Origin of the sequence: Pseudooceanicola batsensis HTCC2597 (genome assembly GCF_000152725.1) — a bacterium.
Taxonomy (GTDB): Bacteria; Pseudomonadota; Alphaproteobacteria; order Rhodobacterales; family Rhodobacteraceae; genus Pseudooceanicola; species Pseudooceanicola batsensis.
On the sequence record NZ_CH724131.1, the window covers coordinates 2491921 to 2518570 of the forward strand.

The following is a 26650-nucleotide window of genomic DNA, read 5'->3' on the forward strand; positions in this document are numbered from 1 at the left end:
ATGGCACGACCCGCAACCGAAGCCGAGCTTGCCGACCTGATCCGGGGCGCCACCGGCCCACTGTCGATCCGGGGCGGCAACACGCGCGGCATGGCGACCGAGGGCGAGCCGCTGCAGACCGATGGCCTCCACGGCATCCGGCTCTATGAACCCGGCGCGCTGACCCTGGTCGCCGGGGCGGGAACGCCGATCGCGGATATCGACACCATCCTGGGCGAAAAGGGTCAGAGGCTTGCGTTCGAACCGATGGATCACCGCGCCCTGATGAGCACGGCCGGAACGCCGACCATCGGCGGGATCGCCGCCGCCAACATCTCGGGCCCGCGCCGCATCCAGACCGGGGCCGCGCGCGATCACATGCTCGGCATCCGCTTCGTCAACGGGGCGGGCGATATCGTCCGGAACGGCGGCCGGGTGATGAAGAACGTGACCGGCTACGACCTCGTCAAGCTGATCGCCGGCAGCCACGGCACGCTCGGCGTCCTGACCGAGATCAGCCTGAAGGTGCAGGCCATACCCGAAGCCGAGGCGACGCTGGTCCTGCGCGGCCAGCCCATGCACGACGCCCTCGCCGACCTGACACGCGCCATGGGCACCCCCTGCGACGTTTCGGGGGCGGCCTGGCTGTCACCCGAGGCGACCGGCGGCCCGGCGGAACGGCGCATCCGCATCGAGGGCATGTCCGGCAGCGTCGACTACAGGGTGAAGAAGCTGACCGACCTCTTGGGGGCCGACGACATCCACCGCGGACCGGACAGCGCCGCCCTCTGGCGCGAGGTCCGCGACGTCACGCCCTTCGCCGGACAGGACGGCGCGGTCTGGCGGATCTCGACCCGGCCGACCGTCGCCGCCGGGATCTGCGAGACGCTTGCCCGGACCGGTCTCGAGATGCGCACGATCGCCGATTGGAGCGGCGGGTTGCTCTGGCTGATGACCCCTGACAAAGGCGACGCCGGGGCCGCGGCGATCCGGGCTCAGGTGGAGGCCCATGGCGGTCACGCGACCCTGATCCGCGCCGGCGCGGCCACCCGCGCCCGGGTCCCCGTGTTTCATCCGCAGCATCCGGCGCTTGACAAACTTGCCGCCGGGCTGCGCACCCGGTTCGACCCCCGGAGCATTCTCAACCCCGGCCTCATGGAAACTAGTTGATGACGCTGACACTCATCCTGATCGTCGTGACACTCGCCGGCATTGGCCTCTTCGCGATCCTCGTCCGCCGCGCGCCGAACCGCGGCTTCTTTCCCATGCTCGGCCCCGGGGTGCTCTTGCTCGCGCTTGCGGGGATCGGCATGCTGCGCCTGCTTCCGATCAATGCGGCCGAACACCCGATGCGCGTCACCCTCGCCCTCGGGCTGCTCTGGGTCGGCTGGATCGGCTTTTCCGCCTTCGTCGCCCAGATGCTGAACCGCAACATGCCCGGGACGCACCCGCTTCCGATCATCGCGGGCGGCGTGGCGACCCTGGCCCCCGTCCTGGGCTTCATCGCGGCCAGGGTGGTGGCCTGATGCGCACGGAATTCACGCCGGAACAGCTGTCGGATCCCGGCACCGCCCGCGCCAACGAGATCCTGCGCGCCTGTGTCCACTGCGGTTTCTGCACCGCGACCTGCCCCACCTACCAGGTGCTGGGCGACGAACTCGACAGCCCGCGCGGCCGCATCTATCTGATCAAGGACATGCTGGAAAACGAGCGTGTGCCAGACGCCAAGACCGTCAAGCATATCGACCGCTGCCTGTCCTGCCTCGCCTGCATGACGACCTGCCCGAGCGGCGTGCATTACATGCACCTCGTCGACCATGCGCGCGACTATATCGAGAAGACCTACCGGCGCAGATGGGACGACCGCGCCCTGCGCTGGGTCCTCGCCCGGATCATCCCCTACCCGACGCGGTTCCGCCTGGCGCTTTTCGCTGCCGGCCTGGCCCGCCCGTTCCGCCGCCTGATCCCCGACGCCCGCTTGCGCGCGATGATCGGCATGGCCCCGCGCCGCCTGCCGGCGCCCTCGCGCAACGACGATCCGCAGACCTTCCCGGCGCAGGGGCGGAAGATCCGGCGCGTCGCCCTGATGACCGGCTGCGCCCAGAAGGCGCTGAACACCGATATCAACGATGCCACCATCCGCCTGCTCACCCGGCACGGGGTCGAGGTCGTCGTTCCCGAGGGCGAAGGCTGTTGCGGGTCCCTCACTCACCACATGGGGAAAGAGGACATCGCCCATGCCTCAGCCGCCCGCAATATCCGCGCCTGGACGCGCGAGATGAACGGCGACGGGCTAGATGCCGTCGTGATCAACACCTCCGGCTGCGGCACGACCGTCAAGGATTACGGCCACATGTTCCGCAACGATCCGCTGGCCGAAGAGGCCGCCCGCGTTTCGTCGATCGCCAAGGATATCACAGAGGTCCTGGGCGATCTCGACCTTCCCGCCGAGGCGCCCGAGGCGCTGCGCGTCGGTTATCACTCCGCCTGCTCGCTCCAGCACGGACAGAAGGTCAAGGACCTGCCGAAACAGCTTCTCCGGAAGGCCGGGTTCGAGGTCGCCACACCCGCCGATGCGCATCTCTGCTGCGGCTCCGCCGGGACGTACAACCTGATGCAGCCCGAGATTTCCGGTAAGCTGAAGGACCGGAAGGTCCGGACGCTGGAGGCGGTCAATCCCGACGTCATCGCCGCCGGGAATATCGGCTGCATGATGCAGATCGGATCGGGCATCGGAGTGCCGGTGGTCCATACGGTGGAGTTGCTGGACTGGGCCACGGGCGGGCCTAAACCGCCGGCGCTGAATGGCCCTGCATAGGGTTTGCCCACTGTTCGCCTTGCCACTCGACCGCCGCGCAGAGTTGTTCGCGACAAGAGGCCTCAGGACACAGGTCGCCCTATTTTCGCCCCAAGCCCCGCCTACCCTGGGATCAAACCGCATCGAAGGGTAGACGATGTTGCACCGCCTGATCCCGGGGTCCGCCCTGGCTCTCACCTTGATTCTGTCTCTCGCTCAACCCGTGTCGGCGCAGGAATCCGATCTGCGCACCCTGAATACCGGCGATGACAGCAAGGGATGGGAGGCAGTCGGGCGGCTCGACCTCGACGGACGGGGGTTCTGCACCGGCGCGCTGATCGGCGACGATCTGGTGCTGACCGCCGCGCATTGCCTGTTCGACAGGCAGACCGGCCGGCGGATCGACCACACCCGGATCGAGTTTCTGGCCGGATGGCGCAACGGGCGCGCCTCGGCTTACCGGCAGGTGCGCCGGGCGGTGGTGCCCGAGACCTACGAGTACCGGGCCGCGGCCTCGCCCGAGCGCGTGCGCAACGACATCGCCCTGCTGGAACTCTACCAGCCCATCCGCAACACGCAGGTCACCCCCTTCCGCACCTCGGAGCGGCCCCGCGGCGGCGACCCGATCGCCGTGGTCTCCTATGCCCACGACCGGGCGCAAGCCCCCAGCATCCAGGAGATGTGCAATGTGATCACTCGCCAGCAGGGCGTGCTGATCATGTCCTGCGACGTCGACTTCGGCAGTTCCGGCGCGCCGGTCTTCAGCCTTGCCGGGGGTGTGGCGCGGATCGTCTCGGTGGTCTCGGCAAAGGCGATGGTCGAGGGCAACAACGTCTCTCTCGGCACCGATCTCGAACAGATCGGTTTCCTCCGCGAGGATCTGAAGGCGGGCAAGGGTCACGGGCTGCCCCCGGCGCCGCGCGCGAAACGGATCACGATCGGCAAGACCGGCGGCTCTCCGCTGACGGGACGCGCTGGAATCGGCGCGAAATTCGTCCGTCCCGGCGGCTGAACCGACCCCTCTTGAATCGTCGGAAACGACCTCCCACATGTGCTGTGTCGGGACGCCAACAAGGGTTCCGCGCGAAATCGCCTGTCCCCGATGGGAAGGCACATCACCAACGTTATCGCTCAAAGAGGATGACCATGCGTAACTTTGATCTTGCCCCGCTCTACCGTGCCACCGTCGGCTTCGACCAGCTTGCCGACATGATGGACCGCGTGCTGAGCACCGAGGTCGCACAGCCGACCTATCCGCCCTACAACATCGAAAAACTCGATCAGGACAGCTATCGCATCACGATCGCAGTGGCCGGCTTCGCCGAAGACGAACTGTCGATCGAGGTCAAGGAACATGCCCTGGTCGTCTCGGCCAAGAAGGCCGAGGAAGACAAGCGCACCTACCTGCACCGCGGCATCGCCACCCGCGCCTTCGAACGCCGTTTCCATCTGGCGGACCACGTGAAGGTGACCGGCGCGACCCATGCCGATGGCATGCTGCACATCGACCTGGTGCGCGAGGTTCCCGAGGCGCTGAAGCCGCGCCGGATCGAAATCACCAAGTCAACCGGTGAAACGGTCGAAGGCAAGGCGCTCGAGGCCAAGGAAACCGCCTGACCCATGGCGGGGTGAACGAGAACCCAAGACGACCCTCGATTTCACTGGGCGCGGCCGTTGCCGCGCCCATTTTCGTTCGCGGCCCGTGCCCGCGCTATTTCGAGGTGATGTGGCTTGTCGTCAGGTCCAGCAGCTGCTTGCCCTGGTCCGATGTCACCTCGGTCCGGACAACCTGCAACGTCCGTCCCTTTTTCACGAAACGAGCCCGCGCCGTCAGAATGCCCGAGGTGACGTTCGACAGAATCTGCGCGGTGATGTTGATCGCCAGTGGGAAACCCTGGCCGCCGGCCGAAACGCTGGCCCCCTGCAGCGCCAGCCGCGTCGCCACCACATCCGCGAACCAGACGAGCGCGCCGGCATGCACGGTGCCGAAGGGGTTCAGGACGCCCTCCTGCACCGGCATGGTTCCCCGGGCCTCGTCGTTCGACACGACGAGGGTCTCGAACCGCAGGTGTCCCGAATATTCTCTTGTGTCGTTCATCTCGTCCTCCATCCCGGTCGTCAGGATGGAGCCGGATGGCGTCACTGTCTACTGCAGCGTGACCACGCGATCGCCGACCTTCAGCTCGGCCGACAGGCTGCACGGCCCGGTCCGATAGCGGATCCGGGGGTCGCCCAGCAGCGGCGACAGCCAGTCGGAGATCTGATCGGCCCCGGGATGCGAGACGGTCAGCGACAAAAGCTCTGCCCCCGCTCCGGGCATCCGGGTCGGCGGCAGGGGGTCTGTCGTCCACTGGATCAGGCTCGGCAGGGCGCCCTCCATGGGGAGCGCTCCGTCCTCCGGAACGGTCAGCAGCCAGGTCAGATCGCCGCGCGTCACCGGAATCGCGGGGCCGAGATCCTCGGGCAGCCGCGGCCGCGCCACGGCCATGTCGGCACAGCGCACCACCCAGTGCGCAAGGCGCGGACCGGCAAGCGGGCGGTCCAGCCCGAACCAGCGCGGCCTGTCCGGGGCCGGAGCCGCAGGATCGACCGCGATCACCTCGAGGAATTCGTCGGCCCCGAGCCGGAGCAGGTGGTTGTGCGTCCCCATCAGGGGATGTTCGCCCCCGGGCGGCAGGTCCAGCCCGGTCCGGTCCCTGACATGGCCAAGCCCGCTCTCGAGCGAGGGCGCGGCGACGACGATATGGTCAAGCTCGAGCATTCAGAGTGCCGCCATGAAGGCGTCGAGACCGGCCTGCGCGACCTCGATGTCCTGCGCCGGCGTCCCCGAACTGACGCCGATCCCGCCGACACAGGTCCCGTCGACCATGACCGGCAGGCCGCCGCCCACCACCATCAGCCGCCCGCCGATGGCCGAGGCGATGCCGTAGGCCGGCTTTCCGGGCTGGCTGGCCTCGCCATACTCATGCGTCGCCCTCTTCGCGCCGGAGGCCGTATAGCTCTTGTCGATGGCGATGGTGGTCGAGGTCACCTTGCCGCCGTCCATCCGTTCGAACGCGACGAGATTGCCGGCGTCGTCGGTGATGGCGATGCACATGGGCACGCCGATCTTGTCGGCCCGGGCCTTCGCCGCGTCCAGCATCACCCGCGCATCGGCGAGATCCAGTCTTTGTACAGTGATCATGCCTGTTCCTCCTTTGCCCGGCGCCGCCATGCGTGCAGCAGCGGTTCGGTGTAGCCCGACGGCTGGGAGACGCCCTTGAAGATCAGGTCCCGCGCCGCCTGAAATGCCGGGCCCTCCGGGTTGTCGGCCAGCGGACGGTATGCCGGATCGCCGGCGTTCTGCGCATCCACCTTGGCCGCCATCCGCCTGAGGGCGGCCTCGACCTCGTCCTCGGTGATCAGCCCGTGCAGCAGCCAGTTCGCCAGGTACTGGGACGAGATCCGCAGCGTGGCGCGATCCTCCATCAGACCGACATCGTTGATGTCCGGCACCTTGGAACAACCGACCCCCTGATCGATCCAGCGCACCACATAGCCGAGGATGCCCTGACAGTTGTTGTCCAGATCGCGCCTGACCTCGTCCTCGGTCAGGTTCCGCCCGCCCAGGACCGGTGGCGTCAGCAGGTCGACGAGCCTAGGGCGCTCACGACTGGTCAGCTCGTCCTGCCGCTGCGAGACGTCGATCTGGTGGTAATGCGTCGCGTGCAGGGTGGCCGCGGTCGGCGACGGCACCCAGGCCGTGTTGGCGCCGGCCATCGGGTGGTTGGTCTTGGCCTCGAGCATCTCGGCCATCCTGTCGGGCTTGGCCCACATCCCCTTGCCGATCTGCCCGCGCCCCCGCAGACCCAGCGACAGGCCCGCATCCACATTCCCGTCCTCATAGGCGCCGAGCCATAGAGAACCCGCCATCTCGCCTTTCGGAATGAACGGGCCCAGATGCATCGAGGTATGGATCTCGTCCCCGGTCCGGTCCAGGAAGCCGGTGTTGATGAAGACCAACCGGTTCTTCACCGCACGCATGCATTCCCGCAGATTCGCCGAGGTCCGCCTCTCTTCGTCCATCACGCCCAGCTTGACGGTGTATTTCGGCAGGCCCAGAACCGCCTCGACCTCGGCATAGAGCGCATCGGCAAAGGCCACCTCGTCCGGTCCGTGCATCTTGGGCTTGACGACATAGACCGACCCGCAGCGCGAATTGCGCGGCCCGTCGGTCTTTTTCAGATCGTGCATGGCGCAGGCCACCGTCACCAGCGCGTCCAGCATGCCCTCGGGGGTCTCCTCGCCCTCGAACAGCACGGCATCGGTCGTCATGAGATGGCCGACGTTCCGCACCAGCAGCAATGCGCGCCCCGGCAGCACGAGGTCCGAGCCGTCGGGCGCCGTCAGCTCCTTGTCGGGATTCAGGCGCCGAGTCATGGTCTGCCCGCCCTTTTCGAACGTCTCGGTCAGGTCCCCCTTCATGAGGCCCAGCCAGTTGCCGTAGACCTCTGCCTTGTCCGCCGCGTCCACCGCCGCGACCGAATCCTCGCAGTCCTGAATGGCCGTGAGCGCGGATTCGATCACCACGTCGCGCAGGCCCGAGGGCGAGGCCGCGCCGACCGGATGCGAGGGGTCGATCACCAGTTCAATGTGCAGGCCGTTGTGGCGCAGCATGTAGGAGGCGGTGTCGCCCTCCTCGGAATACCCGACGAAGGCGCCGGGGTCGGAGAACCCATGGGCCTTTTCCCCCACCATCGCCACCAGCGCGGCGCCATCGCGCCGGTAGGCCGTGACATCGGCATGCGAGGCCCCTTCCAGCGGCACGGCCTCGTCCAGGAAACGCGCGGCCCAGGCCACGGCCTGCGCGCCGCGTTCGGGATCGTAGCCCGGCCCTTTCGGCGCCCCCGGCAGGGCATCGGTGCCGTAGAGCGCATCGTAGAGCGATCCCCAGCGCGCATTCGCGGCGTTCAGCGCGAAACGTGCGTTCATCACCGGAACGACAAGCTGCGGCCCCGCGACCCGCGCGACCTCCGGATCGACGTTCTCCGTCCGGATCTCGAAGTCCGGGCCTTCGGGAACGATGTATCCGATCTCTTCGAGAAAGGCGCGGTATTCGGCCGGGTCGATGTCCTGCCCCTTGCGGTCCGCGGCCCATGCATCGATCTGCGCTTGCAGGTGATCCCTCACGTCGAGAAGGCGCAGGTTCTCGGGCACGAGGTCGGCCAGCATCCGGGCATAGCCGTTCCAGAACTCCTCGGCCCTGATGTCGAGACCGGGAAGGATCCTGTCCTCCACCAACTCGGCGATGACATCGGCAACCTGCAATCCGGCGCGTTCCACATAGTCCGTCATGAACCATCTCCCTTGTTGAGGTCACGAGACGCAGTTTCGAAACCCGGTGTTTCTGTCACATCTACCACCTGCTGCGCGGGTGTGAATGCGGAAATCCCGCTCCGGCACTAGCGGATCCAGACCTCGACCCGCCGGTTGACCTGCCGCCCCCAGTGGCTGTCGTCACAGGCCATCGGCATCGCCTCGCCGAAGGCGTCGGTGGTCATGCGGATACGGTCAAGCTCGGCATCCCCCGCAGCCAGGACCACGGCCCGGCGCACCGCCCGGGCACGCTCGCGCGAGATCCGCAGGTTCGTCGCCGCATCGCCCGACCCGTCCGAGAACCCGACGAACATGACCTCGCGGCCGTCATAGAGCCCGTTCTCGAGGGCAGCGGCGAATTGCTCGATATTCGACCGGGACTGCGCGTCCAGCAGGGCCGAGCCGGCCTCGAACCGGAAGGAGACGGTCAGCCTTTCGTAGGGGGTGAGGGTCGAGACCATGCGCTGCAACTCCTCCAGCGCGATACCGCCGCCGGCCTGGGCAATGGCATTGGCGAAGCGCGTGCCCTGATCCGCGATCGGAATTTCTTCGGGCAGCTGGTCCACGAACCCGGCGCGGCGGATCACCAGCTGCGCGGCGGGCTGGCGCAGGTAGGCCAGGAAATCGCGGGCCAGCTTGGGCAGCCTGCGGGCCGGCATGTAGAGGAAGACCGGCATGGTCAGCGGGTAATCCTCGGTCTTGGCGGTGCGCCGGGTGGCGCGAACGGTGAACCCGCAGGCCCCGCTCAGCCCGATCTGTGCCGCGTTCCCCGTCTCGGAGGCCGTGGTCAGCCCGATGGCGAAGGGGTCCGCCACCACCGCGGCGACGATCTGCGCATCGGACCCGTGCCGCTCTACCCTGTCCGATAGCTCGGCGCCGGCCGGCCCGAGCAGGCGATCCTCGACCGCCTGGCCCATGCCGGACTCGGCGTCGCGCAGATGGGGGGCAATCGGCGCGTCGGGGCCACCGAAAGCGCTCCAGTTGTCCACCTCGCCCGCGTATATCGCCGCCAGCTGCGGCAGGGTCAGGGCCCGGACAGGGTTGTCCGGGGACACGATCGGCACCAGCGCGTCCAGCGCCAGCACCCGGTTCCGGCCCGTCGCCCGCAGGTTGCCCATGCCGGCCTCGATGGCGCGGCGCAGTTCGGGCGGGCGAATCTCGCGCAGGGCCATGACGATATCCGCCTCGTTCGCCAGGAGATCCGCGAACCCCTCGTCCGTGTTGCTGGACCGGATCGAAAAGCGCGCGGCGACCTCGCCGTCGTCCTTGTCCGCCAGAACATAGGTGACGACGCCCGCCCCCTCGTCCTGCCGTTCGACGGCATAGCCCGCCCGGAAGGCGAAGGATTCGACCAGCGCCGGCAACAGCACCGTGCCCGTGGTCGCCGCCCCCGATATCGCCAGCTCGGCGACGAAGGCCTCGAGATTCGGGCATCCGGGCCCGTCGCAGACCACGCCCGAACCGTCCACGGTCAGCTCGCCGAAATCGGTCTCGACCCGGTAGAACTCTCCGTCGAAGCCCAGCAGCATGCCGCGGATCGTCACGCTGCCGTCCCGCGAGGTCAGGGTCACGTCCTGGGAGATGGCCGGGACGGCGGTCTTGTACAGAAGAAGTGCGGCGCAAAGCACCGCACGCAGGATGGTCATATGGTCCTCGGAGAGCCGCCTGTTATCTGGCGGCGATCTTCAGGTCATCGACAAGGTTTTTCAACAGAAGATAATCCCCGACCGCGTCGCAGGCGGGAAGCACCACGTCCAGTGTCGAGACCTGCGGTTCCCTGCCGCCCGACACCTGGATCACTTCGGCCATCAGGTCCCGGTCGCAGTTCGTTTCCGTCACCTCGACCTCGACGGTCAGCGCGACCTCGCCCGAGGCCGTCGTCGTCCCGGTCGGAAAGGTGTAGACGTCGGCCATGCTGGCCTCGGCCGCTTCCGCATCGCCCAGCCGGACGAGGAACCCGCCCTCGCCCCGGGCCGCGACCGCGGCCTCGCGCGGGGCACCGGCCCAGACATGGCCGGCCGTGTCGTACTCCGCGCCGAATTCGCGTGCATGAACGGCGACGCCGGTGCGGCCGCCATGCCACTGCACCACGGCCCGGTCGTAGAAGGCGAGGCTGTCGACCCGCATCTCGAGCGCGGCGGCGTTGCCGTCCCCCGTCCTGGCGACGAACAGCGCCTCTTCCTCTAGCGCGGGAACCTCGACCTCCAGGATCCCCTCGGCATCGGTGGAAGCCGTAAAGGACATGCGGCCATGCACCAGCGTCACGCGCGCGTTCGGCTGACAGGGCGCGGTGAGCCGAAGCGCCACCATCGCCGCCGCACGCGAGTCGCCGGAGAGATCGAGGGCGCATTCGTCGGTCATCCCGGGCTCGCTCAACGCGGCCCCCGGCATGTCCATGAGATCGTCGGACGAAGCGGCGGCAAGCACCGGCGTCTCGGGCAGATCGGCGTCGTCCGGCAGGGCCCCGGACAGATCAGCGGAGGTCAGCGAGATCGAGACCAGGCGCACAGGCCTGGCGTCCAGCGCGGCGGGGCTCTCGGCCTCCTGAGGGAGGGTCGTGTCCGGCACCCGGACCATGGCGATCTGATCCGCCGCGGGCTCCGGCCCGGCGCCCGACTGCATGTAGAGGCCGGCGGCCCCCGCCAGCGCGACGGTACCGCCCATTATGGCGATCCTGCTGATCTTGAACATCGTTCTCTCCGATCACGTTCCGGACCGGAAAATGGATGCCAATAAGGGCGAACTTATGACGAAGTCGTGCCGAACATCTGCTCCGCCGGGCGAGCATCATCGCACGGCGGACACGAAGACCCGCGCGTCAGGACCGGTAGCGCGAGCTCAGGCCATCGCCCCGTGACAATGTTTGAACTTCTTGCCCGACCCGCAGGGACAGGGGGCGTTCCGGCCGGGGTTGCCCCAGGTCGACGGATCGTTCTCGTCGAAACCCGGCGCAGGCGTGCCCGACGCAGCCGGAGCCGCGCCCGATGCCGCAGGAGCGGCGCCTGCCGATGCGGGGGCGGTTCCCGGCTCGGGCACGATCGGCGCCTGCGCCGCGTCGCTTCCTTCCCCGCCTGCCGACGGCACCATGCCCTCCTTGGCCAGCTGCTGCTGAATCGCCGCCATCTGCTGGCGCTGCTCTTCCTCGGTCAGCTGGCGGACGCGGGACAGGGTCTTGGTCACGTCCTCGCGCAGGCTGTCGAGCATGGACTGGAACAGCTGGAAAGCCTCGGACTTGTACTCGTTCAGCGGATCCCGCTGCGCATAGCCACGGAAACCCACGACCGACCGCAGATGCTCCAGCGTCAGCAGGTGCTCGCGCCATTTCGAGTCGATCGTCTGCAAGAGCACCTGTTTCTCGATCGAGCGCATGTTCTCGGGGCCGAAACTCACCGCCTTGGCCGCCATCATCTTGTCCGCCTCGTCCTCGAGCCGCTCGATGATGGTTTCGTCGTCGACACCCTCTTCGGCCACCCATTCGATCACCGGAACGTCGATGTTGAGATATTCCAGAACGGCAGCATAGAGACCCTGGCCGTCCCACTGTTCGGCATAGGTCTTGGGCGGGATGTACTGGGTGACGAGATCGTCGATCACCTGATTGCGCATGTCGGCGACGATCTCGGAAAGATCCTGCGCCTCCATGATCTCCATGCGCTGCTTGAAGACGATCTTGCGCTGGTCGTTCATCACGTCGTCGAACTTGAGCACGTTCTTCCGCATGTCGAAGTTGCGCCCCTCGACCTTGGCCTGGGCCCGTTCGAGCGACTTGTTCACCCAGGGGTGGATGATCGCCTCGCCCTCTTTCATGCCGAGGGACGAAAGCACCTTGTCCAGCCGTTCGGACCCGAAGATCCGCATCAGGTCGTCTTCCAGCGACAGGAAGAAGGCGGACCGACCGGGGTCGCCCTGGCGGCCCGAGCGGCCACGCAACTGGTTGTCGATCCGGCGGCTTTCGTGCCGTTCCGTCGCGAGCACGAACAGCCCGCCCGCCTCCTTGACCTTCTGCTCTTCCGCGGCGTGGCCCTTTTCGATCTTTGCGCGGATCTCCTCGGGGTCGGCCTCGGGATCGGCCGCGAGGGCCTCCATGACCTTGAAATCAACGTTTCCGCCAAGCTTGATGTCCGTCCCGCGGCCCGCCATGTTCGTCGCGATGGTGATCGCGCCGTACTTGCCCGCATCGGCGACGATCTGCGCCTCCTGCTCGTGATGGCGGGCGTTCAGGACGTTGTGCTTGAGACCCGCCTTGGTCAGCAGATCCGACAGGATTTCGGACTTCTCGATCGAGGTGGTCCCGACGAGAATCGGCTGCCCCTTCTCGTGGGCCTCCTTGATGGTCTGGACGATGGCGTCGAATTTCTCCTGCGCGGTGCGATAGACGGCGTCGTCGTTGTCCTCGCGCGCGATCGGCTTGTTGGTGGGCACCGCCACCACGCCAAGCCCGTAGATTTCCTGAAATTCCTCGGCCTCGGTCACGGCCGTGCCGGTCATGCCCGACAGCTTGTCGTAGAGACGGAAGTAATTCTGGAACGTCACCTGCGCCAGCGTGACGTTCTCGGGCTGGATATCCACGCCTTCCTTCGCCTCGATCGCCTGATGAAGCCCCTCGGAGAGACGGCGCCCGGCCATCATCCGGCCGGTGAACTCGTCGATCAGCACCACCACGCCCGAGCGGACGATGTAGTCCTTGTCGCGCTTGAACAGCTTGTGCGCCCGCAGCGCCTGGTTCACGTGGTGGACGACGGTGGTGGATTCCGGATCGTAGAGCGTCTGTTCCTCGGGCAGCAGGCCGCGTGCGTGCAACTGCGCCTCGAGGTATTCGTTGCCGGCATCGGTAAAGGTGACCTGCCGCTGCTTTTCGTCGATCGTGTAGTGATCCTCGGTTAGGTCCGGGATCACCTTGTCGATGGCGGTATAGAGATCCGACCGGTCCTGCGCCGGACCCGAGATGATCAGCGGCGTCCGCGCCTCGTCGATCAGGATCGAGTCCACCTCGTCGACGATCGCGAAGTTGTGCCCGCGCTGGAACATCTCGTTCAGTTCCGACTTCATGTTGTCGCGCAGATAGTCGAAGCCCAGTTCGTTGTTCGTGGCATAGGTCACATCGCAGCGATAGGCCGCCTGCTTCTCGGCCGAGGGCTGCTGCGGATAGACGACGCCGGTCGTCAGGCCGAGGGCCGCAAACACCTTGCCCATCCACTCCGCATCCCGCTTGGCGAGATAATCGTTGACCGTGACGATATGCACGCCCTTGCGGGTCAGCGCGTTCAGATAGGCCGGAAAGGTCGCGACGAGCGTCTTGCCCTCGCCTGTCTTCATCTCGGAGATGTTGCCCTGATGCAGGAACATCCCGCCCATCAGCTGCACGTCGAAGGCGCGCAGCCCCAGGGCGCGCTTGGCCGCCTCGCGGCAGTTGGCGAAGGCCTCGGGCAGGATGTCGTCGAGGCTTTCGCCCTGCATCGCCCGCGCGGCCAGGGCCTCGGTCTTCTCCTTGAGCTGATCGTCGCTCATCTTTTCGAATTCCGGCTCGAGATCGTTGATCGCCTGGATGGTCTTGCGGGTGGCCTTGACTTTCCGGTCGTTCGGCGTCCCGAACACCTTTTTGGCAAGAGTACCCATTCCCAGCATGATCTGATCCGTTCCGGTTGTTGACGTCGATGTGTTGGCGGTCCGGTTGTACAGCCCCGCCACTGCCCATAGAACGGGGGCCAATCGGGGCCCCGCAAAGCCATAGTGCGATGTAAGGGGACACCCTTACCCTGTCAACGCCGCGCCCGGACGCGGCCCATCAAAGGCTTCAACATGACGCAACGACTGATCCAGGCCGCCGCGGTATCCTTCACTCTGGCGATGGCCGCGCCCGTGCAGGCCCAGGACGAAACAACGGCCGACACGGTCGTCGCGACCGTCGACGGAACCGAGATCACCCTGGGGCACATGATCCTGCTGCGCCAGTCTCTGCCGCAGCAATACGGCCAGCTTCCCGACGAGGTCCTGTTCCAGGGCATCCTCGATCAGCTGGTGCAGCAGACCGCGCTGAGCAAAAGCTACGAAGGCGACACCCCGCGCAGCATCCGCCTGGCACTGGAGAACGAAGAGCGCGGCCTGATCGCCGCCAAGGCCGTGCGGGACGTGCTCTCCGATGGGGTCACCGACGAAGCCATCCAGCAGGCTTATGACGATACCTACGGCAACGCGGAACCCGAGACGGAGTACAAGGCCGCGCATATCCTCGTCGAGACCGAGGAAGAGGCCCGCGCCATCGTCGAGGAGCTGAACGGGGGCGGCGACTTCGCCGAACTCGCCCAGGAAAAATCCACCGGTCCCTCCGCTCCGAACGGCGGCGAACTGGGCTGGTTCGGCAAGGGCATGATGGTCGCCCCGTTCGAAGAGGCTGTCGTGGGCATGGAACCCGGCGCCGTCTCCGAGCCGGTTCAGACCCAGTTCGGCTGGCATGTGATCCAGCTTCAGGAGACCCGCACCAAGGACGCCCCCGCGCTCGAGGACGTCCGGGACGAACTGCGGGGTCAGGTCGAACAGCAACTCGTGAAGGCGCATATTGACGCGCTGGTCGAAAACGCGAATGTGGACACCACCGGGGCCGACGCCGTCGATCCCGCGCAGCTGAGCAATATCGACCTTCTGGAGTGATCTATGGGCGGCACACCCCCGCGTTCCCCCCTGGCGCCCGCGTCCTTCCCCGACCTTCCGGTGATCGCGGGCGTTGAGTTCGCCACCGCCGAAGCCGGCGTGAAATACAGCAACAGGAAAGACGTGATGCTGGCCCGGCTGGCGCCGGGCACATCCGTCGCAGGGGTATTCACGCGTTCGGCCACACGCTCGGCCCCCGTACTGGACTGCCAGGACAAGATCGGGCGTGACAGCCGGAACGCCGCCGCCATCATCGTGAACTCGGGCAATTCCAACGCCTTCACCGGCCGCAACGGCCGCGAGTCGGTGAGCCGGATCACCGCGGCCACGGCCGAAGCCCTCGGGATCGACGAATCCCGGGTGTTTTCCTCCTCCACCGGGGTGATCGGCGAACCGCTCCCGCATGATCGCATCACCGCGAAACTCTCCGAACTCGCCGGCAACCTGCAGGCCGGAGGTATCGAGGAGGCCGCCGGTGCGATCATGACCACCGACACCTATCCCAAGGGCGCCGGGGCCGAGGTCACGATCGACGGCCAGAGGGTGAAGATCGCGGGCATCGCCAAGGGCTCGGGCATGATCGCGCCGGATATGGCGACCATGCTGGTCTACATCTTCACCGATGCCGCGATCGAGCGGGACGTCCTGCAGTCCATGGTCTCGGCCAACGCGGACCTGACCTTCAACTGCATCACCGTCGATAGCGACACCTCGACCTCGGACACGCTGCTCTGCGCCGCGACCGGCGCCTCCGGCATCCGGGTGACCGAGGCCAACACCAATTTCATCGACGCCCTGCGGGGCGTGATGCTGGACCTGGCGCACCAGGTGGTCCGTGACGGCGAGGGCGCCACGAAATTCGTCCAGATCCACGTGACCGGCGCGCAGTCCGATGCCGACGCCCGGACCCACGCCCTCTCCATCGCGAACTCGCCGCTGGTCAAGACGGCCATCGCCGGGGAAGACCCGAACTGGGGGCGCATTGTCATGGCCATCGGCAAGTCGGGCGCCGCCGCCGACAGGGATCTGCTATCGATCTGGTTCGGCGACGTGCTGGTCGCCGACAGGGGCTGGCGCGCCGAAGGCTACCGCGAAGAGGACGGCGCCGCACACATGACGGGCACGGACATCGACATCCGGGTAGATCTCGGACTGGGCGGCGGCACCGCCACGGTGTGGACCTGCGACCTCACGCACGGCTACATCTCGATCAACGCCGACTACCGGTCGTGAGCAGGGTCGTTCTGGTCTCGGCGGTGGCGCTGATCGACCGCGATGGGCGGGTTCTGCTGGCCCAGCGGCCGGAAGGCAAGTCCATGGCGGGCCTCTGGGAGTTTCCGGGCGGCAAGGTCGAGCCGGGCGAGAGCCCCGAAGCCGCGCTGATCCGGGAGCTGCACGAGGAACTCGGGATCGAGACCTGGAACTCCTGCCTCGCCCCGCTCACCTTCGCCTCGCACGCCTATGACGAGTTTCACCTGCTGATGCCCCTGTTCGCCTGTCGGAAGTGGGACGGCCAGCCGCAGCCGCAGGAAGGTCAGAGACTTGCCTGGGCCCGCCCCGAGCGGCTACGCGACTATCCGATGCCGCCAGCGGACCTCCCCTTGATCCCCATCCTCCGCGACTGGTTGTGACCCCGCCGTCAGCCGGATGGGCGCTGCAATCAGAGCGCTGCGCCGCAACAAATGAATCGGCACAACGCATGAAGCCCGAAATTAGTTCAGAAAAAATTCGCTTTATGACTGAATTTTGAACATCGGGTAGTAGGCGAAGCCAATTTTTTACTGTAGGTTGTGAAACAATCTTTGCGGGGAGAAGGTTACTATGCTTAAAACCATCACAGTCGGGTCCTGTGTTTCTGTGCAGGGTACTTATGTCGGCACCACCGCCGATGGACGCGTCGAAGTGCGCGTCGGCAATCAGGTTTTCCGCGGCACGCCCGTGGGCGGCGCTGTAGCGGCCTGACATAGCCACGACAATACCGACAACTTGACGACTTGGGACAGGATGCTCGCATCCTGTCGTTTTCTCGTGCGTGACCGACACTGCGCGAGACATCGATCAGGATAACGGAACCCTGTCCGAAACGAAAAAGCGCGCCCCTGAAGGCGCGCTTTTCCTTTTTCCGTTCGACCGGATCAAAGCGTCCGTTCGACTTCTTCCCGTTCGAAGATCTCGATCACGTCGCCCGGACGAACGTCTTCGTAATTCTCGAACGCCATCCCGCATTCCTGACCCGAGATCACCTCGGCCACTTCGTCCTTGAAGCGCTTGAGTGTCTTCAGCGTCCCCTCGTGGATCACCACATCGTCGCGCAGCAGCCGGACCCCGGCCGAACGGCGTGCAACGCCTTCGGTGACCAGGCAACCGGCGACCTTGCCGACGCCCGAGACCTTGAAGACCTCCTTGATCTGGGCGTAGCCGATGAAGTTCTCGCGGATCTCGGCGGACAACAGACCCGATGCCGCGGCCTTCACGTCATCCACGAGGTCGTAGATCACCGAGTAGTACCGGATCTCCACGCCCTTCTGGTTCGCCGCATTCCGCGCCGGAGCGTTCGCCCGGACGTTGAACCCGAAGACCGGAGCCCCGGACGCCTCGGCCAGGCCGATATCGCTCTCGGTGATTGCGCCGACGCCGGCATGAAGCACCCGCACACGGACCTCTTCGTTGCCGATCTTTTCCATCGCCTGAACGATGGCCTCGGCCGAGCCCTGAACGTCCGCCTTGACCAGGATCGGCATCTCGGTGACGTTCTCGTCTTCCTTGGCCTTCTGCATCAGCTGTTCGAGGGTCGTCGCGGCGCCTGCGGCGGCGCGCTTCTCCTTGGCGGATTTCTCGCGGTATTCGGCGATCTCGCGGGCCTGCGCCTCGGTCTCGGTCACGTTCAGCACGTCGCCCGCTTCGGGCGTGCCGTTGAGACCCAGCACCTCGACCGGAACCGACGGCCCCGCCTCCTTGACGCGCTCGCCCTTGTCGTTCACGAGCGCCCGGACCTTGCCGTACTGCTCGCCCACGACGAAGACGTCGCCCTGGCGGAGCGTGCCCGACTGGACAAGCACCGTCGCCACGGGACCGCGCCCGACGTCGAGCTGCGCTTCGATCACCGCGCCGACGGCCGCCCGATCGGGGTTGGCCTTGAGTTCGAGGATCTCGGCCTGCAGCGCGATCGCTTCGAGCAGTTCGTCCAGGCCCTGCCCGCTATGGGCCGACACCTCGACATCCTGCACGTCACCGGACATCTGCTCGACGATCACCTCGTGCTGGAGCAGCTCGCTCCGCACGGTGTTGGCATCCGCCTCGGGCTTGTCGATCTTGTTGATCGCCACGATCATCGGAACCCCGGCGGCCTTGGCATGATTGATCGCCTCGACCGTCTGCGGCATGACCGAGTCGTCCGCGGCCACGACCAGCACGACGATATCCGTCACCTGCGCACCGCGGGCCCGCATCGAGGTAAAGGCGGCGTGGCCCGGCGTATCGAGGAAGGTCAGGGTCTGCCCGCTGTCGGACTGGACCTGATAGGCACCGATATGCTGGGTGATCCCGCCGGCCTCGCCGGAGACCACCTTGGCATTCCGGATCGCATCGAGAAGCGAGGTCTTGCCGTGGTCCACGTGGCCCATGATGGTCACGACCGGCGCGCGCGGCTTCAGGTCCTCTTCCTTGTCCTCGACTTCCTTGATGACGTCTTCCACGTCGGCATCCGAGACGCGGACGATGTTGTGCCCGAACTCCTCGACGATCAGTTCCGCGGTATCCGCGTCGATCGTCTGGTTCTGGGTCACCATCATGCCGTTCTGCATCAGCGCCTTGACCACGTCGGCCACACGTTCGGCCATCCGGTTGGCAAGCTCGCCGACCATGATCGCCTCGGGCACCTGGACGTCCCGTACCACCTTTTCGCGCTGGACCGGGCCGCCCATGGCCTTCTGACGCGCACGCTCCTGCTTGCGCTTCATCGCGGCCAGCGATTTCTGGCGTCCGCCCTCGTCGCCCGACAGCGCCTTGTTCAGGGTCAGCTTGCCCGACCGGCGCCCGTCGGCGCGGCCCTTGCCGCGGCCGCCGCGGTCGTCGCGGTCGTTGCGCGGTTCGTTGCGGGGCGCACGATCGGCGGGGCCACCGCGGCTGGGTGCCGCCTTGGCCGAGCGCCCGCCATCATCCTGCGGCGCAGGCGCCGCGGCCTGGGCGGCCGCGCGCTTCGCGGCCTCTTCGGCCTCGCGCTTCTGGCGTTCTTCCTCTTCCGCCTTGGCCTTGAGCGCCTCTTCGCGCTCGCGCTCCTCGCGGGCCTTGGCCTCGGCCTCCTCGCGGCGACGCTCGCGTTCCTTCTCGCGCGCCTTCTCCTCGGCCTCGCGCTGCGCGACCTCTTCGGCCTCGCGCGCCTTGGCGGCCTGGACGGCCTTGAGACGACGTTCCATCTCGGCATCGGTGATGCCGGCCGGACGTTTGCCCGAGCCACCCGAAGCGGCGCCGCCGCCGGTGGACTTGCCCGCAGGACCTGGCTTGGGGACCACGACCCGCTTGCGCTTGGTTTCCACCACGACGTTCTTGGTCCGGCCATGGCTGAAGCTCTGCTTCACGCTCCCCGAACGGGGACCGCCACGAACGCCCAATGTCTTCTTGCCGTCGTTGTCACTCATGTGGTTCATATTTCCTTTCGGGCGGGACCCTCCCGCCAGCGTCAGGCGCGCAGGCCTTTCAACCTTGCGGCCTCCTCTACAACTCTTTTGCTCAGTCCGCCAGTTCCTAAGGCGGCGTGTATGACAGTTTCACGCCCGAAGGCCAACCCCAGCTCGTCTGCCGTGAGCCAGCCGATGAATCTGCCACCATAAGGGGTCGAGAGCTTGCTTTTCCCCCGGCCCGACCCGTCGCTGGCCTGGATCAGCACATCTGCATAATCCTTGGCCAGCCAATCCTTGACCTTCTCGTACCCGGCGACCGCATCGCCGGATTTGCGCGCCATCGCCAGCAGGCTGGTCACATGTGTCACCAGTCCGGCCTCGACCTGATCGATCAGCCCCTCGGGGATCGTCACGGCCTGTTTCGCCGAACGGGCGAACAGCTTCTTCGCCACTGCCGACTCGAGCGTCGCCCGCTCGGCAGTGACCCATATACCGCGTCCCGGAAGCTTTTCCAGCACATCCGGCACGATAGCGGAATCCGGTCCGACCACGAAGCGGACCAGCCCCTCCTTGGGCCGGACCTCTCCGGTGACGATACACTTCCGTTCCGGACCGGCTTCCCGGTCCCTGGTTCGACCGCCTCGGGTCATCGCGGTTCCTCCGGGGTCAGGCGTCGGCCTGAGCCTCCACCTCTTCCGAAGCTTCCTCGGCCTCGAGTTCCGCCGGATCGACCCAGCCCAGCATGACGCGTGCGTTCATGACCATGTGCTGCGCTTCCTCGAGCGAGACGTCGAAGGGTTCCAGCAGACCGTCATCCTTGACACGCTCGCCCTCTACCGTCGTCCAGCCGCCGGCCAGTTCCCAGTCGGCGCAGGTGGCGAAATCCTCGAGCGTCTTCACACCGTCCTCGGCCAGGGCCTGAATCATCTGGGGTGTCAGCCCCTCGAATTCAATAAGGCTGTCTTCGGCACCCAGTTCGCGGGCGCGTTCCATCGCCGCCTTGGCCTGGGCCTCGAGAACGTCACGGGCGCGCGCCTGCAGTTCGTTCGCCGTCTCTTCGTCGACGCCGTCGATCACCAGCAGCTCGTCGATCTCGACATATGCGACCTCTTCGAGGTTCGTGAAGCCTTCGGAAACGAGAAGCTGGGCGAAGAATTCGTCCAGATCGAGCGTATCGACGAACAGCTTGGTGCGTTCCTCGAACTCTTTCTGACGACGGGCCGATTCCTCTTCTTCCGTCATGATGTCGATGTCGAGCGCGGTAAGCTGCGATGCCAGACGCACGTTCTGACCGCGCCGGCCGATGGCGAGCGAAAGCTGCTCTTCCGGCACCACCACCTCGATCCGCTCGGCCTCTTCGTCGAGAACCACCTTGGTGACCTCGGCGGGCTGCAGCGCGTTGACGAGGAAGGTCGGCTGATCCTCGTTCCAGGGGATGATGTCGATCTTTTCGCCCTGAAGTTCGTTCACCACGGCCTGAACGCGGCTGCCGCGCATCCCGACACAGGCGCCGACCGGGTCGATCGACCCGTCGTAGGAGATCACGGCGATCTTGGCGCGCGACCCCGGATCGCGGGCGACGGCCTTGATCTCGATGATTCCCTCGTAGATCTCGGGCACTTCCATCTTGAAGAGCTCGGCCATGAACTGCGGATCGGTGCGGCTCAGGAAGATCTGCGGCCCGCGCTGTTCGCGGCGCACATCCTTGATGTAGCAGCGGATCCGGTCGTTCGGGCGATAGCTCTCGCGGCCGATCTTCTCGTTCCGGCGCAGGATGGCTTCGCCCCGGCCCACATCGACGATGATATTGCCGTATTCCTCGCGCTTGACGACACCGTTGATGATCGTGCCGGCGCGGTCCTTGAATTCCTCGTACTGGCGGTCGCGCTCGGCCTCGCGCACCTTCTGGAGAATCACCTGCTTGGCGGACTGGGCTGCGATCCGGCCCATGTCGACCGGCGGAACCTCTTCGGTGAAGGTGTCGCCGACCTGCGGATCGGCCATGTACTGCCGGGCCTGCTCAACCGTCATCTCGGCCTGGTAATTCTCCAGCTCCTCGTCCTCGACCACGGTGCGGACGCGGGTAAAGGTCGCGCGGCCCGTCTTGCGGTCGATCGACACGCGGATGTCCATCTCGGCGCCGTAGCGGCTCTTCGCGGCGCGGGCGAGGGATTCCTCCATCGCTTCGACAACCAGGCCGGGGTCGATCATCTTCTCGCGCGCGACCGCTTCGGCGGTCTGCAGAAGTTCAAGCTGGTTGGCAGAGGTAATCGCCATCGTTTCAGTCCTCCTCGGAACCTTCCTCAGTCTCAATGTCGTCGAATTGGCTTTCGTCGAGCTGCCCCGCGTCCTTGCGCGCCTTGAGCATCTCCTTGATGAGCTCGTCGGTCAGGACCAGCTTGGCATCCGCCAGCCAGTCGAAGTGCAGCCCGACGGTGCCTTCTTCTATGTTGATCAGGATCTCGCCGCCTTCGACCCCGGCAAGAACCCCCTTGAAGCGCTTGCGACCGTCGATCAGTTCGGTCGTCTCGATCTTGGCCTCGTAGCCCTGGAACGTGTCGAAATCCTTGAGCCGGGTCAGCGGCCGGTCGATCCCGGGCGACGACACCTCGAGCGTGTAGGCGTCGCTTACGGGATCCTCCACATCGAGCGTCGCGCTCACGGCGTTCGAGATTTCGGCGCATTCGTCCACCTCGATCCCGCCGCCGGGACGTTCGGCCATGATCTGAAGCGTCTTGGTCTGTCCGCCCATCAGGCGCAGGCGCACCAGTTCGAACCCCATGTCCTCGATGACGGGGGTCACGATCTCGGCCAGGCGACGGTCGATGGCGGTCTTGGCGATAAGGTCCATGGGGGACGTGATCTCCGGGTACAAAAAAACGGGCGCGCGGCCCGTTGATGCATCCGGTGGAGCGTTTCGGCCAGAGCCTCAACACGCCGCTGTTGAGCGGCATATAGGCCCGGCGGCCGCGAATCGCAAGAGGCTTCTCGTCTCTCCCCCTCGGATTGTCATCATGCTAACAGCCGGACAGGCAAAGGACCCGGATGACCCATGAAAGACACAGCGCCGACACCGCCCGATGACAGCTGGCACCCCGTCGAGGACGGCGGGTTCATCCACCATGTCGGACCGATCTGGTATCGCGAGACAGAAGGCCACCCGCAGCGGATCGGGTTCCGCGCGGCCGACCATCACCGCAACCTGAACGGCGTCGTGCAGGGGGGCATGCTGATGACACTTGCGGATCGCGGACTTGGCCGTATCGCCCGCCGATGTCATGGCGGCAATCCCGTGGCGACGGTCAATTTCAGCTACGATTTCCTCGGCGCCGCGCGAATCGGGCGCTTCGTCGAGGTCCGGCCCCGCATCGTGCGCGAGACCGGAAGCCTGATCTGGATGGTGGGCGAGATCCTGGCCGACGGGGAACTGATCGGCCGGGCCCACGGCATCTGGAAAAAGCTGAAGCGCAAACCCGAAACCTGAGGCCGAGGCCGAGCGGGTCAGGTCGCCTCGCGGATGCGCCGCGCGACCTCGCGATCGGCATGGGCCTTGGCCCGGTGGCGGGCCATGTCTTCGTCCGACCGGGTCGCGACGTTCGAATAGTCGAGCTTCCACCGCGCGTCCTCTGACCACCGCTGCGGGTTCTGCACCGTCGTCCTGGCTGCCGGCGCCGTTTCCAGCACCCGCAGCGCCAGCGCCAGGGTCCCGGCCTGGCTGGCCGGATCCTTCGGTCGCCCGGCGGAATTGCCCAGGGGAAAGTCCGAGAACAGGAACCGTGGCGCGCCGACATGCTCCACGATGTCCTTGGCGCATCCCATGATGACGGTCGGTATTCCCTGGTCCTCCAGGTGCCGCGCCACGAGCGTCACGGACTGGTGGCAGACCGGGCAGTTCGGCACGAACACGGCCGCCTCCGCCCCGTCTTCGCGGCATCGTGCCAGGATCTCCGGCGCGTCCACGCCAAGGGTATGGCGCACCGAACGGTTGGTGGGCAGGCCGTGGAACCGGGGCGCGAGGGACCCGAACAGGCGACCCTCGGCCTCTCGCAGCGCGGGAAGGGGGAACCAGGTGCCAGAATCCTCCATCGTCGTGTGGTCCCGGTCGATCGCCACGTGAGAGATCCGCAGGTCGTGATCCTCGCGCACGCTGCCGGAATAGACCTGGTAGAACTTGGCCTCGGCATTGTACGCGGACCCCGGCCCCTGATCGCCCCGGTCCGGCCGGTAGGGCGCCGCGGTCGTGATCAGGGCGAGCTTCATCTCGGTCAGGGGCCTGCCCAGCGGAGCGAAGGGCACATCCGGGTGATGCGCCCAGACATAGGGATTGTCGAACCCCAGCGCGAGATACCAGTCACGCGTGCGCCGCATGTAGGGAACGGGAGTGTCGTGCGGATCGGCCTGCATCAGCCGGCGGTCGACCGCGACGCGATACGGTTCATCGCCCGCACCAGGGCGGCCGAAATGCCCGGCTCGGACAGGGCGTGGCCGGCGTCTCCGACGATCTGCAGCTCTCCTTCCGGCCAGCGCGACGCCAGTTCATAGGCCATGAGCGGCGGGCAGATCATGTCGTAACGCCCCTGGACGATGACCCCGGGAATATCGGCGATCCGATCGGCATTGGCCAGGAGCTGACCATCCCGCTCGAGCCATCCCAGATGGGTGAAATAGTGATTCTCCAGCCGCGCGAAGGCCCGGGCATAGTCACCGGGCGATTCGCCCCCCTGTCCGGCGGTGCGCATCGAGGCGAGCGAATTTTCCCATGCCGACCACACCCGCGCATACCGGGTCTGTTCTTTCAGATCGCCCGAGAAGAGCCGTCGATGATAGGCGGCGATCATGTCGTCTCGCTCGTCTTCCGGGATCGGCTCCTGGAAACGGGCCCAGGCCTCGGGCCAGAACGCGCCGGCCCCGCCCTGGTAGAACCAGTTCAACTCGCGCCGCGTCATCAGGAACACGCCGCGCAGCACCAGGTTGCGCACCCGCCCGGGATGGGTCTGCGCATAGATCAGCGCCAGCGTCGCGCCCCAGCTGCCGCCGAAGACCGACCAGGTGTCGATGTCCAGCGTCTCGCGGATCAGTTCGATGTCCCGCACCAGATGCCAGGTCGTGTTGTGCTCGACGCTGGCATGGGGGCGCGAGCGTCCGCAGCCGCGCTGGTCGAACAGGACGATCCGGTAGTGATTGGGGTCGAAATAGCGCCGCATCGCCGGGCTGCACCCGCCGCCGGGACCGCCGTGCAGCACCACGACGGGGGCGCCTTCGGGATTGCCCGCCTGCTCCATGTAGATCGTGTGGCCGTCGCCCACGTCCAGCATGCGCTGATCGAACGGGTCGATCGGGGGATAGAGGTATGAAGCTGCGCTCTTTTGGCCCGAGGACTTGTCCATGATCTGCCCTATATAGGTCGTCATCAACCATGGCCCCAAGGATCAGGAAATGCAATCGACAGGCACGATCGACCCGGCGGAAGTTGCCAAGTTCGAAGCCATGGCGGCGGATTGGTGGGACCCTGACGGCAAGTTCAAGCCGCTGCACATGATGAACCCCGTCCGGCTGGACTATGTCACCCGGCAGGTGGCCGCCGAATTCGATCGCGACCTTTCCGGCGACCGCCCGTTCGCAGGGCTTCGCGTTCTCGATATCGGATGCGGCGGCGGGCTCCTGTGCGAGCCCATGGCGCGGCTCGGCGCCGAGGTGGTGGGCGCCGACGCGGCCGAGCGCAACATCCCCGTCGCCCGGATCCATGCCGAACAGTCGGGGCTGAGGATCGACTATCGCCACACAACGGCCGAGGCGTTGGCCGAGGCCGGTGAACGGTTCGACGTCGTGCTCAACATGGAGGTGGTCGAGCACGTCGCGGACCCGCTGTCCTACCTCAGCGCCTGTCACGACCTTCTCAGGCCCGGTGGACTGCACCTCTGTTCGACGATCAACCGCAACCCCAAGAGCTTTGCCATGGCCATCGTGGGTGCGGAATACGTCATGCGCTGGCTGCCCCGGGGCACGCATGAATGGCACCGGTTCATCACCCCGGACGAGCTGTTCGACCTGCTGCGCCGGGCGGGGCTCGATCCCGTGGATCGCAAGGGGTACGTGTTCAACCCCGTGTCCTGGCAGTGGCGCATCTCGGACCGCGACCTGTCGGTCAACTACGTGACCGCCGCCCTGCGTCCGGCCTGAGGAACCCCCCCGGGGGCATGGCGTTGTCTGCTCATGTTCGCAAGCCTCCCCCTTACGGCTATCGTCGCCGTCTTCGCCGCCAGCGCCCTCATCATCGCCATCTGCGGGGTCATCATGACCGGCCGGGCCGATACGCTCGCCGACCGCACCGGCCTGGGCGAGGCGATGGTCGGCGCCGTCGTGCTGGGTGCGGCGACCTCGCTCTCCGGTACGGTCGTCTCGGTCTCCGCGGCCTTGGACGGGCGCGCCTCGCTGGCCTTTTCCAACTCGGTCGGCGGCATCGCGGCGCAGACCGCCTTTCTCGCCATCGCCGACATGACCTTTCGCCGGGCGAACCTCGAACATGCGGCCGCAGAGGCGACGAACCTGATCCAGGGCGTGTTGCTGATATTTCTCCTCGCCCTGCCGGTCGCCGCGATGGCCGCGCCCGAGGTGACGATCTGGGCGGTCCACCCGGTCTCTTTCGCGATCCCCCTGATCTATGTCTTCGGCCTCGCCGTGAGCCGCCGTGTCCGTGAAGATCCGATGTGGAAACCCGTCCGCACCCCGGAGACACGGCACGACACGCCGGATGAAGAGGACGGAGAGACCGCGCGCAAATCCACCCTGCGCCTGACCTCCGAATTTCTCCTACTCATGGCGGCGATGGGTCTGGCCGGATACGCCATCGCGCAGAGCGCCTCGACAATCATCGACCGGATCGGCGTTTCGGCCTCGCTCGTGGGCGCCTTGATGACGGCCGTGGCCACCTCGCTGCCCGAACTGGTAACAACGATCGCCGCGGTGAGGCGCGGCGCGCTGCAACTGGCCGTGGGCGGAATCATCGGCGGGAACATGTTCGACACGCTCTTCCTGACGCTGGCGGACACGGCCTATCGCGACGGATCGCTCTATCATGCGGCGACCGATCAGGATTTCTTCTGGGTCGCAGTCGCGGTCCTGATGACCGCCGCCCTTCTGGCCGGGCTGATTACCCGCGAACGGCACGGGCCGGTGCGGATGGGGATCGACTCGATCGGGCTGCTGGGCATCTACGCCATCGCCATCGCGGTCCAGCTCGTGCTCTGACCGT

24 protein-coding genes and 2 pseudogenes are annotated in these 26650 nt (G+C 66.4%); 12 read left to right on the forward strand and 14 right to left on the reverse strand.

The window, feature by feature from the left end:
* From OB2597_RS16005 to OB2597_RS16025, 5 genes are all read left to right on the forward strand, one after another.
* Complete coding sequence (locus OB2597_RS16005; protein WP_009806647.1) at positions 1-1149, forward strand: FAD-binding protein; 1149 nt, start codon at positions 1-3, stop codon at positions 1147-1149.
* Positions 1149-1505 (forward strand): hypothetical protein, encoded by a 357-nt coding sequence (locus OB2597_RS16010; RefSeq protein ID WP_009806648.1) that lies wholly within the window; start codon positions 1149-1151, stop codon positions 1503-1505. Before OB2597_RS16005 ends, OB2597_RS16010 begins: the two co-directional genes overlap by 1 nt.
* Positions 1505-2797, forward strand: coding sequence for a glycolate oxidase subunit GlcF (gene glcF, locus OB2597_RS16015; RefSeq protein WP_009806649.1), 1293 nt, complete (start codon positions 1505-1507; stop codon positions 2795-2797). Before OB2597_RS16010 ends, glcF begins: the two co-directional genes overlap by 1 nt.
* Positions 2798-2933: 136 nt before the next feature.
* On the forward strand, positions 2934-3788 hold the full coding sequence (locus tag OB2597_RS16020; protein WP_009806650.1) for a trypsin-like serine peptidase: 855 nt from the start codon (positions 2934-2936) through the stop codon (positions 3786-3788).
* Positions 3789-3922: 134 nt separating this feature from the next.
* Positions 3923-4393, forward strand: a complete 471-nt coding sequence (locus OB2597_RS16025; protein WP_009806651.1) for an Hsp20 family protein — start codon at positions 3923-3925, stop codon at positions 4391-4393.
* Positions 4394-4487: 94 nt separating this feature from the next.
* Here the strand turns inward: OB2597_RS16025 and OB2597_RS16030 are convergent, their stop codons facing one another.
* The 8 genes and pseudogenes from OB2597_RS16030 to secA form a co-directional block, all read right to left on the reverse strand.
* The gene (locus OB2597_RS16030; RefSeq protein WP_148234748.1) at positions 4488-4874 is read right to left on the reverse strand and encodes a PaaI family thioesterase; all 387 of its coding nucleotides are present in this window, start codon (positions 4872-4874) and stop codon (positions 4488-4490) included.
* A 48-nt stretch (positions 4875-4922) separates the two neighbouring features.
* Positions 4923-5537: a VOC family protein gene (locus OB2597_RS16035; protein WP_009806653.1), complete on the reverse strand. Its 615-nt coding sequence runs from the start codon at positions 5535-5537 to the stop codon at positions 4923-4925.
* A complete protein-coding gene (locus OB2597_RS16040; protein ID WP_009806654.1) occupies positions 5538-5960 on the reverse strand; it encodes a GlcG/HbpS family heme-binding protein in 423 nt (140 codons plus the stop codon).
* Positions 5957-8110, reverse strand: a complete 2154-nt coding sequence (locus OB2597_RS16045) for a malate synthase G (RefSeq protein ID WP_009806655.1) — start codon at positions 8108-8110, stop codon at positions 5957-5959. Before OB2597_RS16045 ends, OB2597_RS16040 begins: the two co-directional genes overlap by 4 nt.
* A 107-nt stretch (positions 8111-8217) precedes the next feature.
* Complete coding sequence (locus OB2597_RS16050) at positions 8218-9777, reverse strand: substrate-binding domain-containing protein (protein ID WP_009806656.1); 1560 nt, start codon at positions 9775-9777, stop codon at positions 8218-8220.
* 22 nt (positions 9778-9799) lie between these two features.
* On the reverse strand, positions 9800-10822 hold the full coding sequence (locus tag OB2597_RS16055) for a hypothetical protein (RefSeq protein WP_009806657.1): 1023 nt from the start codon (positions 10820-10822) through the stop codon (positions 9800-9802).
* Positions 10823-10969: 147 nt separating this feature from the next.
* Positions 10970-11083, reverse strand: a pseudogene (locus tag OB2597_RS22760) (SEC-C metal-binding domain-containing protein); the annotation flags it as partial.
* Between the two features lie 173 nt (positions 11084-11256).
* Positions 11257-13756, reverse strand: a pseudogene (secA, locus tag OB2597_RS16060) (preprotein translocase subunit SecA); the annotation flags it as partial.
* Positions 13757-13930: 174 nt separating this feature from the next.
* On the opposite strand from secA, the gene OB2597_RS16065 reads away from it, so the two are divergent.
* The 4 genes from OB2597_RS16065 (at position 13931) to OB2597_RS22310 (ending at position 16741) form a co-directional block, all read left to right on the forward strand.
* Positions 13931-14779, forward strand: coding sequence for a peptidylprolyl isomerase (locus OB2597_RS16065; protein ID WP_009806659.1), 849 nt, complete (start codon positions 13931-13933; stop codon positions 14777-14779).
* Positions 14780-14782: 3 nt separating this feature from the next.
* Positions 14783-16012 (forward strand): bifunctional glutamate N-acetyltransferase/amino-acid acetyltransferase ArgJ, encoded by a 1230-nt coding sequence (gene argJ / locus OB2597_RS16070; protein WP_009806660.1) that lies wholly within the window; start codon positions 14783-14785, stop codon positions 16010-16012.
* Positions 16009-16410 (forward strand): (deoxy)nucleoside triphosphate pyrophosphohydrolase, encoded by a 402-nt coding sequence (locus OB2597_RS16075; protein WP_009806661.1) that lies wholly within the window; start codon positions 16009-16011, stop codon positions 16408-16410. The genes argJ and OB2597_RS16075 overlap by 4 nt, the downstream gene beginning before the upstream one ends.
* Positions 16411-16600: 190 nt before the next feature.
* The gene (locus tag OB2597_RS22310; protein ID WP_086000837.1) at positions 16601-16741 is read left to right on the forward strand and encodes a hypothetical protein; all 141 of its coding nucleotides are present in this window, start codon (positions 16601-16603) and stop codon (positions 16739-16741) included.
* Between the two features lie 173 nt (positions 16742-16914).
* Here OB2597_RS22310 and infB read toward each other — a convergent pair whose 3' ends face one another.
* From infB to rimP, 4 genes are read right to left on the reverse strand one after another with little or no spacing between them, the layout of a single operon-like run.
* Complete coding sequence (gene infB, locus OB2597_RS16080) at positions 16915-19416, reverse strand: translation initiation factor IF-2 (protein ID WP_040609864.1); 2502 nt, start codon at positions 19414-19416, stop codon at positions 16915-16917.
* A 41-nt stretch (positions 19417-19457) separates the two neighbouring features.
* The gene (locus OB2597_RS16085) at positions 19458-20048 is read right to left on the reverse strand and encodes an RNA-binding protein (protein ID WP_009806663.1); all 591 of its coding nucleotides are present in this window, start codon (positions 20046-20048) and stop codon (positions 19458-19460) included.
* Positions 20049-20064: 16 nt separating this feature from the next.
* Positions 20065-21675 carry a transcription termination factor NusA gene (gene nusA / locus OB2597_RS16090; protein ID WP_009806664.1) on the reverse strand — a complete coding sequence of 537 codons (1611 nt, stop codon included), beginning with the start codon at positions 21673-21675 and terminating at the stop codon, positions 20065-20067.
* A 4-nt stretch (positions 21676-21679) separates the two neighbouring features.
* Entirely contained in the window at positions 21680-22249 is a 570-nt protein-coding gene (rimP, locus tag OB2597_RS16095) for a ribosome maturation factor RimP (protein WP_009806666.1), read from the reverse strand.
* A gap of 201 nt (positions 22250-22450) precedes the next feature.
* On the opposite strand from rimP, the gene OB2597_RS16100 reads away from it, so the two are divergent.
* Positions 22451-22882, forward strand: a complete 432-nt coding sequence (locus OB2597_RS16100; protein WP_009806667.1) for a PaaI family thioesterase — start codon at positions 22451-22453, stop codon at positions 22880-22882.
* A 17-nt stretch (positions 22883-22899) separates the two neighbouring features.
* Here OB2597_RS16100 and OB2597_RS16105 read toward each other — a convergent pair whose 3' ends face one another.
* Both OB2597_RS16105 and pip read right to left on the reverse strand, forming a co-directional pair.
* Entirely contained in the window at positions 22900-23766 is an 867-nt protein-coding gene (locus OB2597_RS16105; protein WP_202944582.1) for a glycine reductase, read from the reverse strand.
* Positions 23767-23801: 35 nt separating this feature from the next.
* Positions 23802-24785, reverse strand: a complete 984-nt coding sequence (pip, locus tag OB2597_RS16110) for a prolyl aminopeptidase (protein WP_009806669.1) — start codon at positions 24783-24785, stop codon at positions 23802-23804.
* A gap of 49 nt (positions 24786-24834) precedes the next feature.
* Here pip and ubiG point away from each other — a divergent pair, with 49 nt between their 5' ends.
* Entirely contained in the window at positions 24835-25578 is a 744-nt protein-coding gene (gene ubiG, locus OB2597_RS16115) for a bifunctional 2-polyprenyl-6-hydroxyphenol methylase/3-demethylubiquinol 3-O-methyltransferase UbiG (protein WP_009806670.1), read from the forward strand.
* A gap of 33 nt (positions 25579-25611) precedes the next feature.
* Positions 25612-26646, forward strand: coding sequence for a sodium:calcium antiporter (locus tag OB2597_RS16120; protein WP_009806671.1), 1035 nt, complete (start codon positions 25612-25614; stop codon positions 26644-26646).
* The last annotated feature ends 4 nt before the right edge of the window (positions 26647-26650 follow it).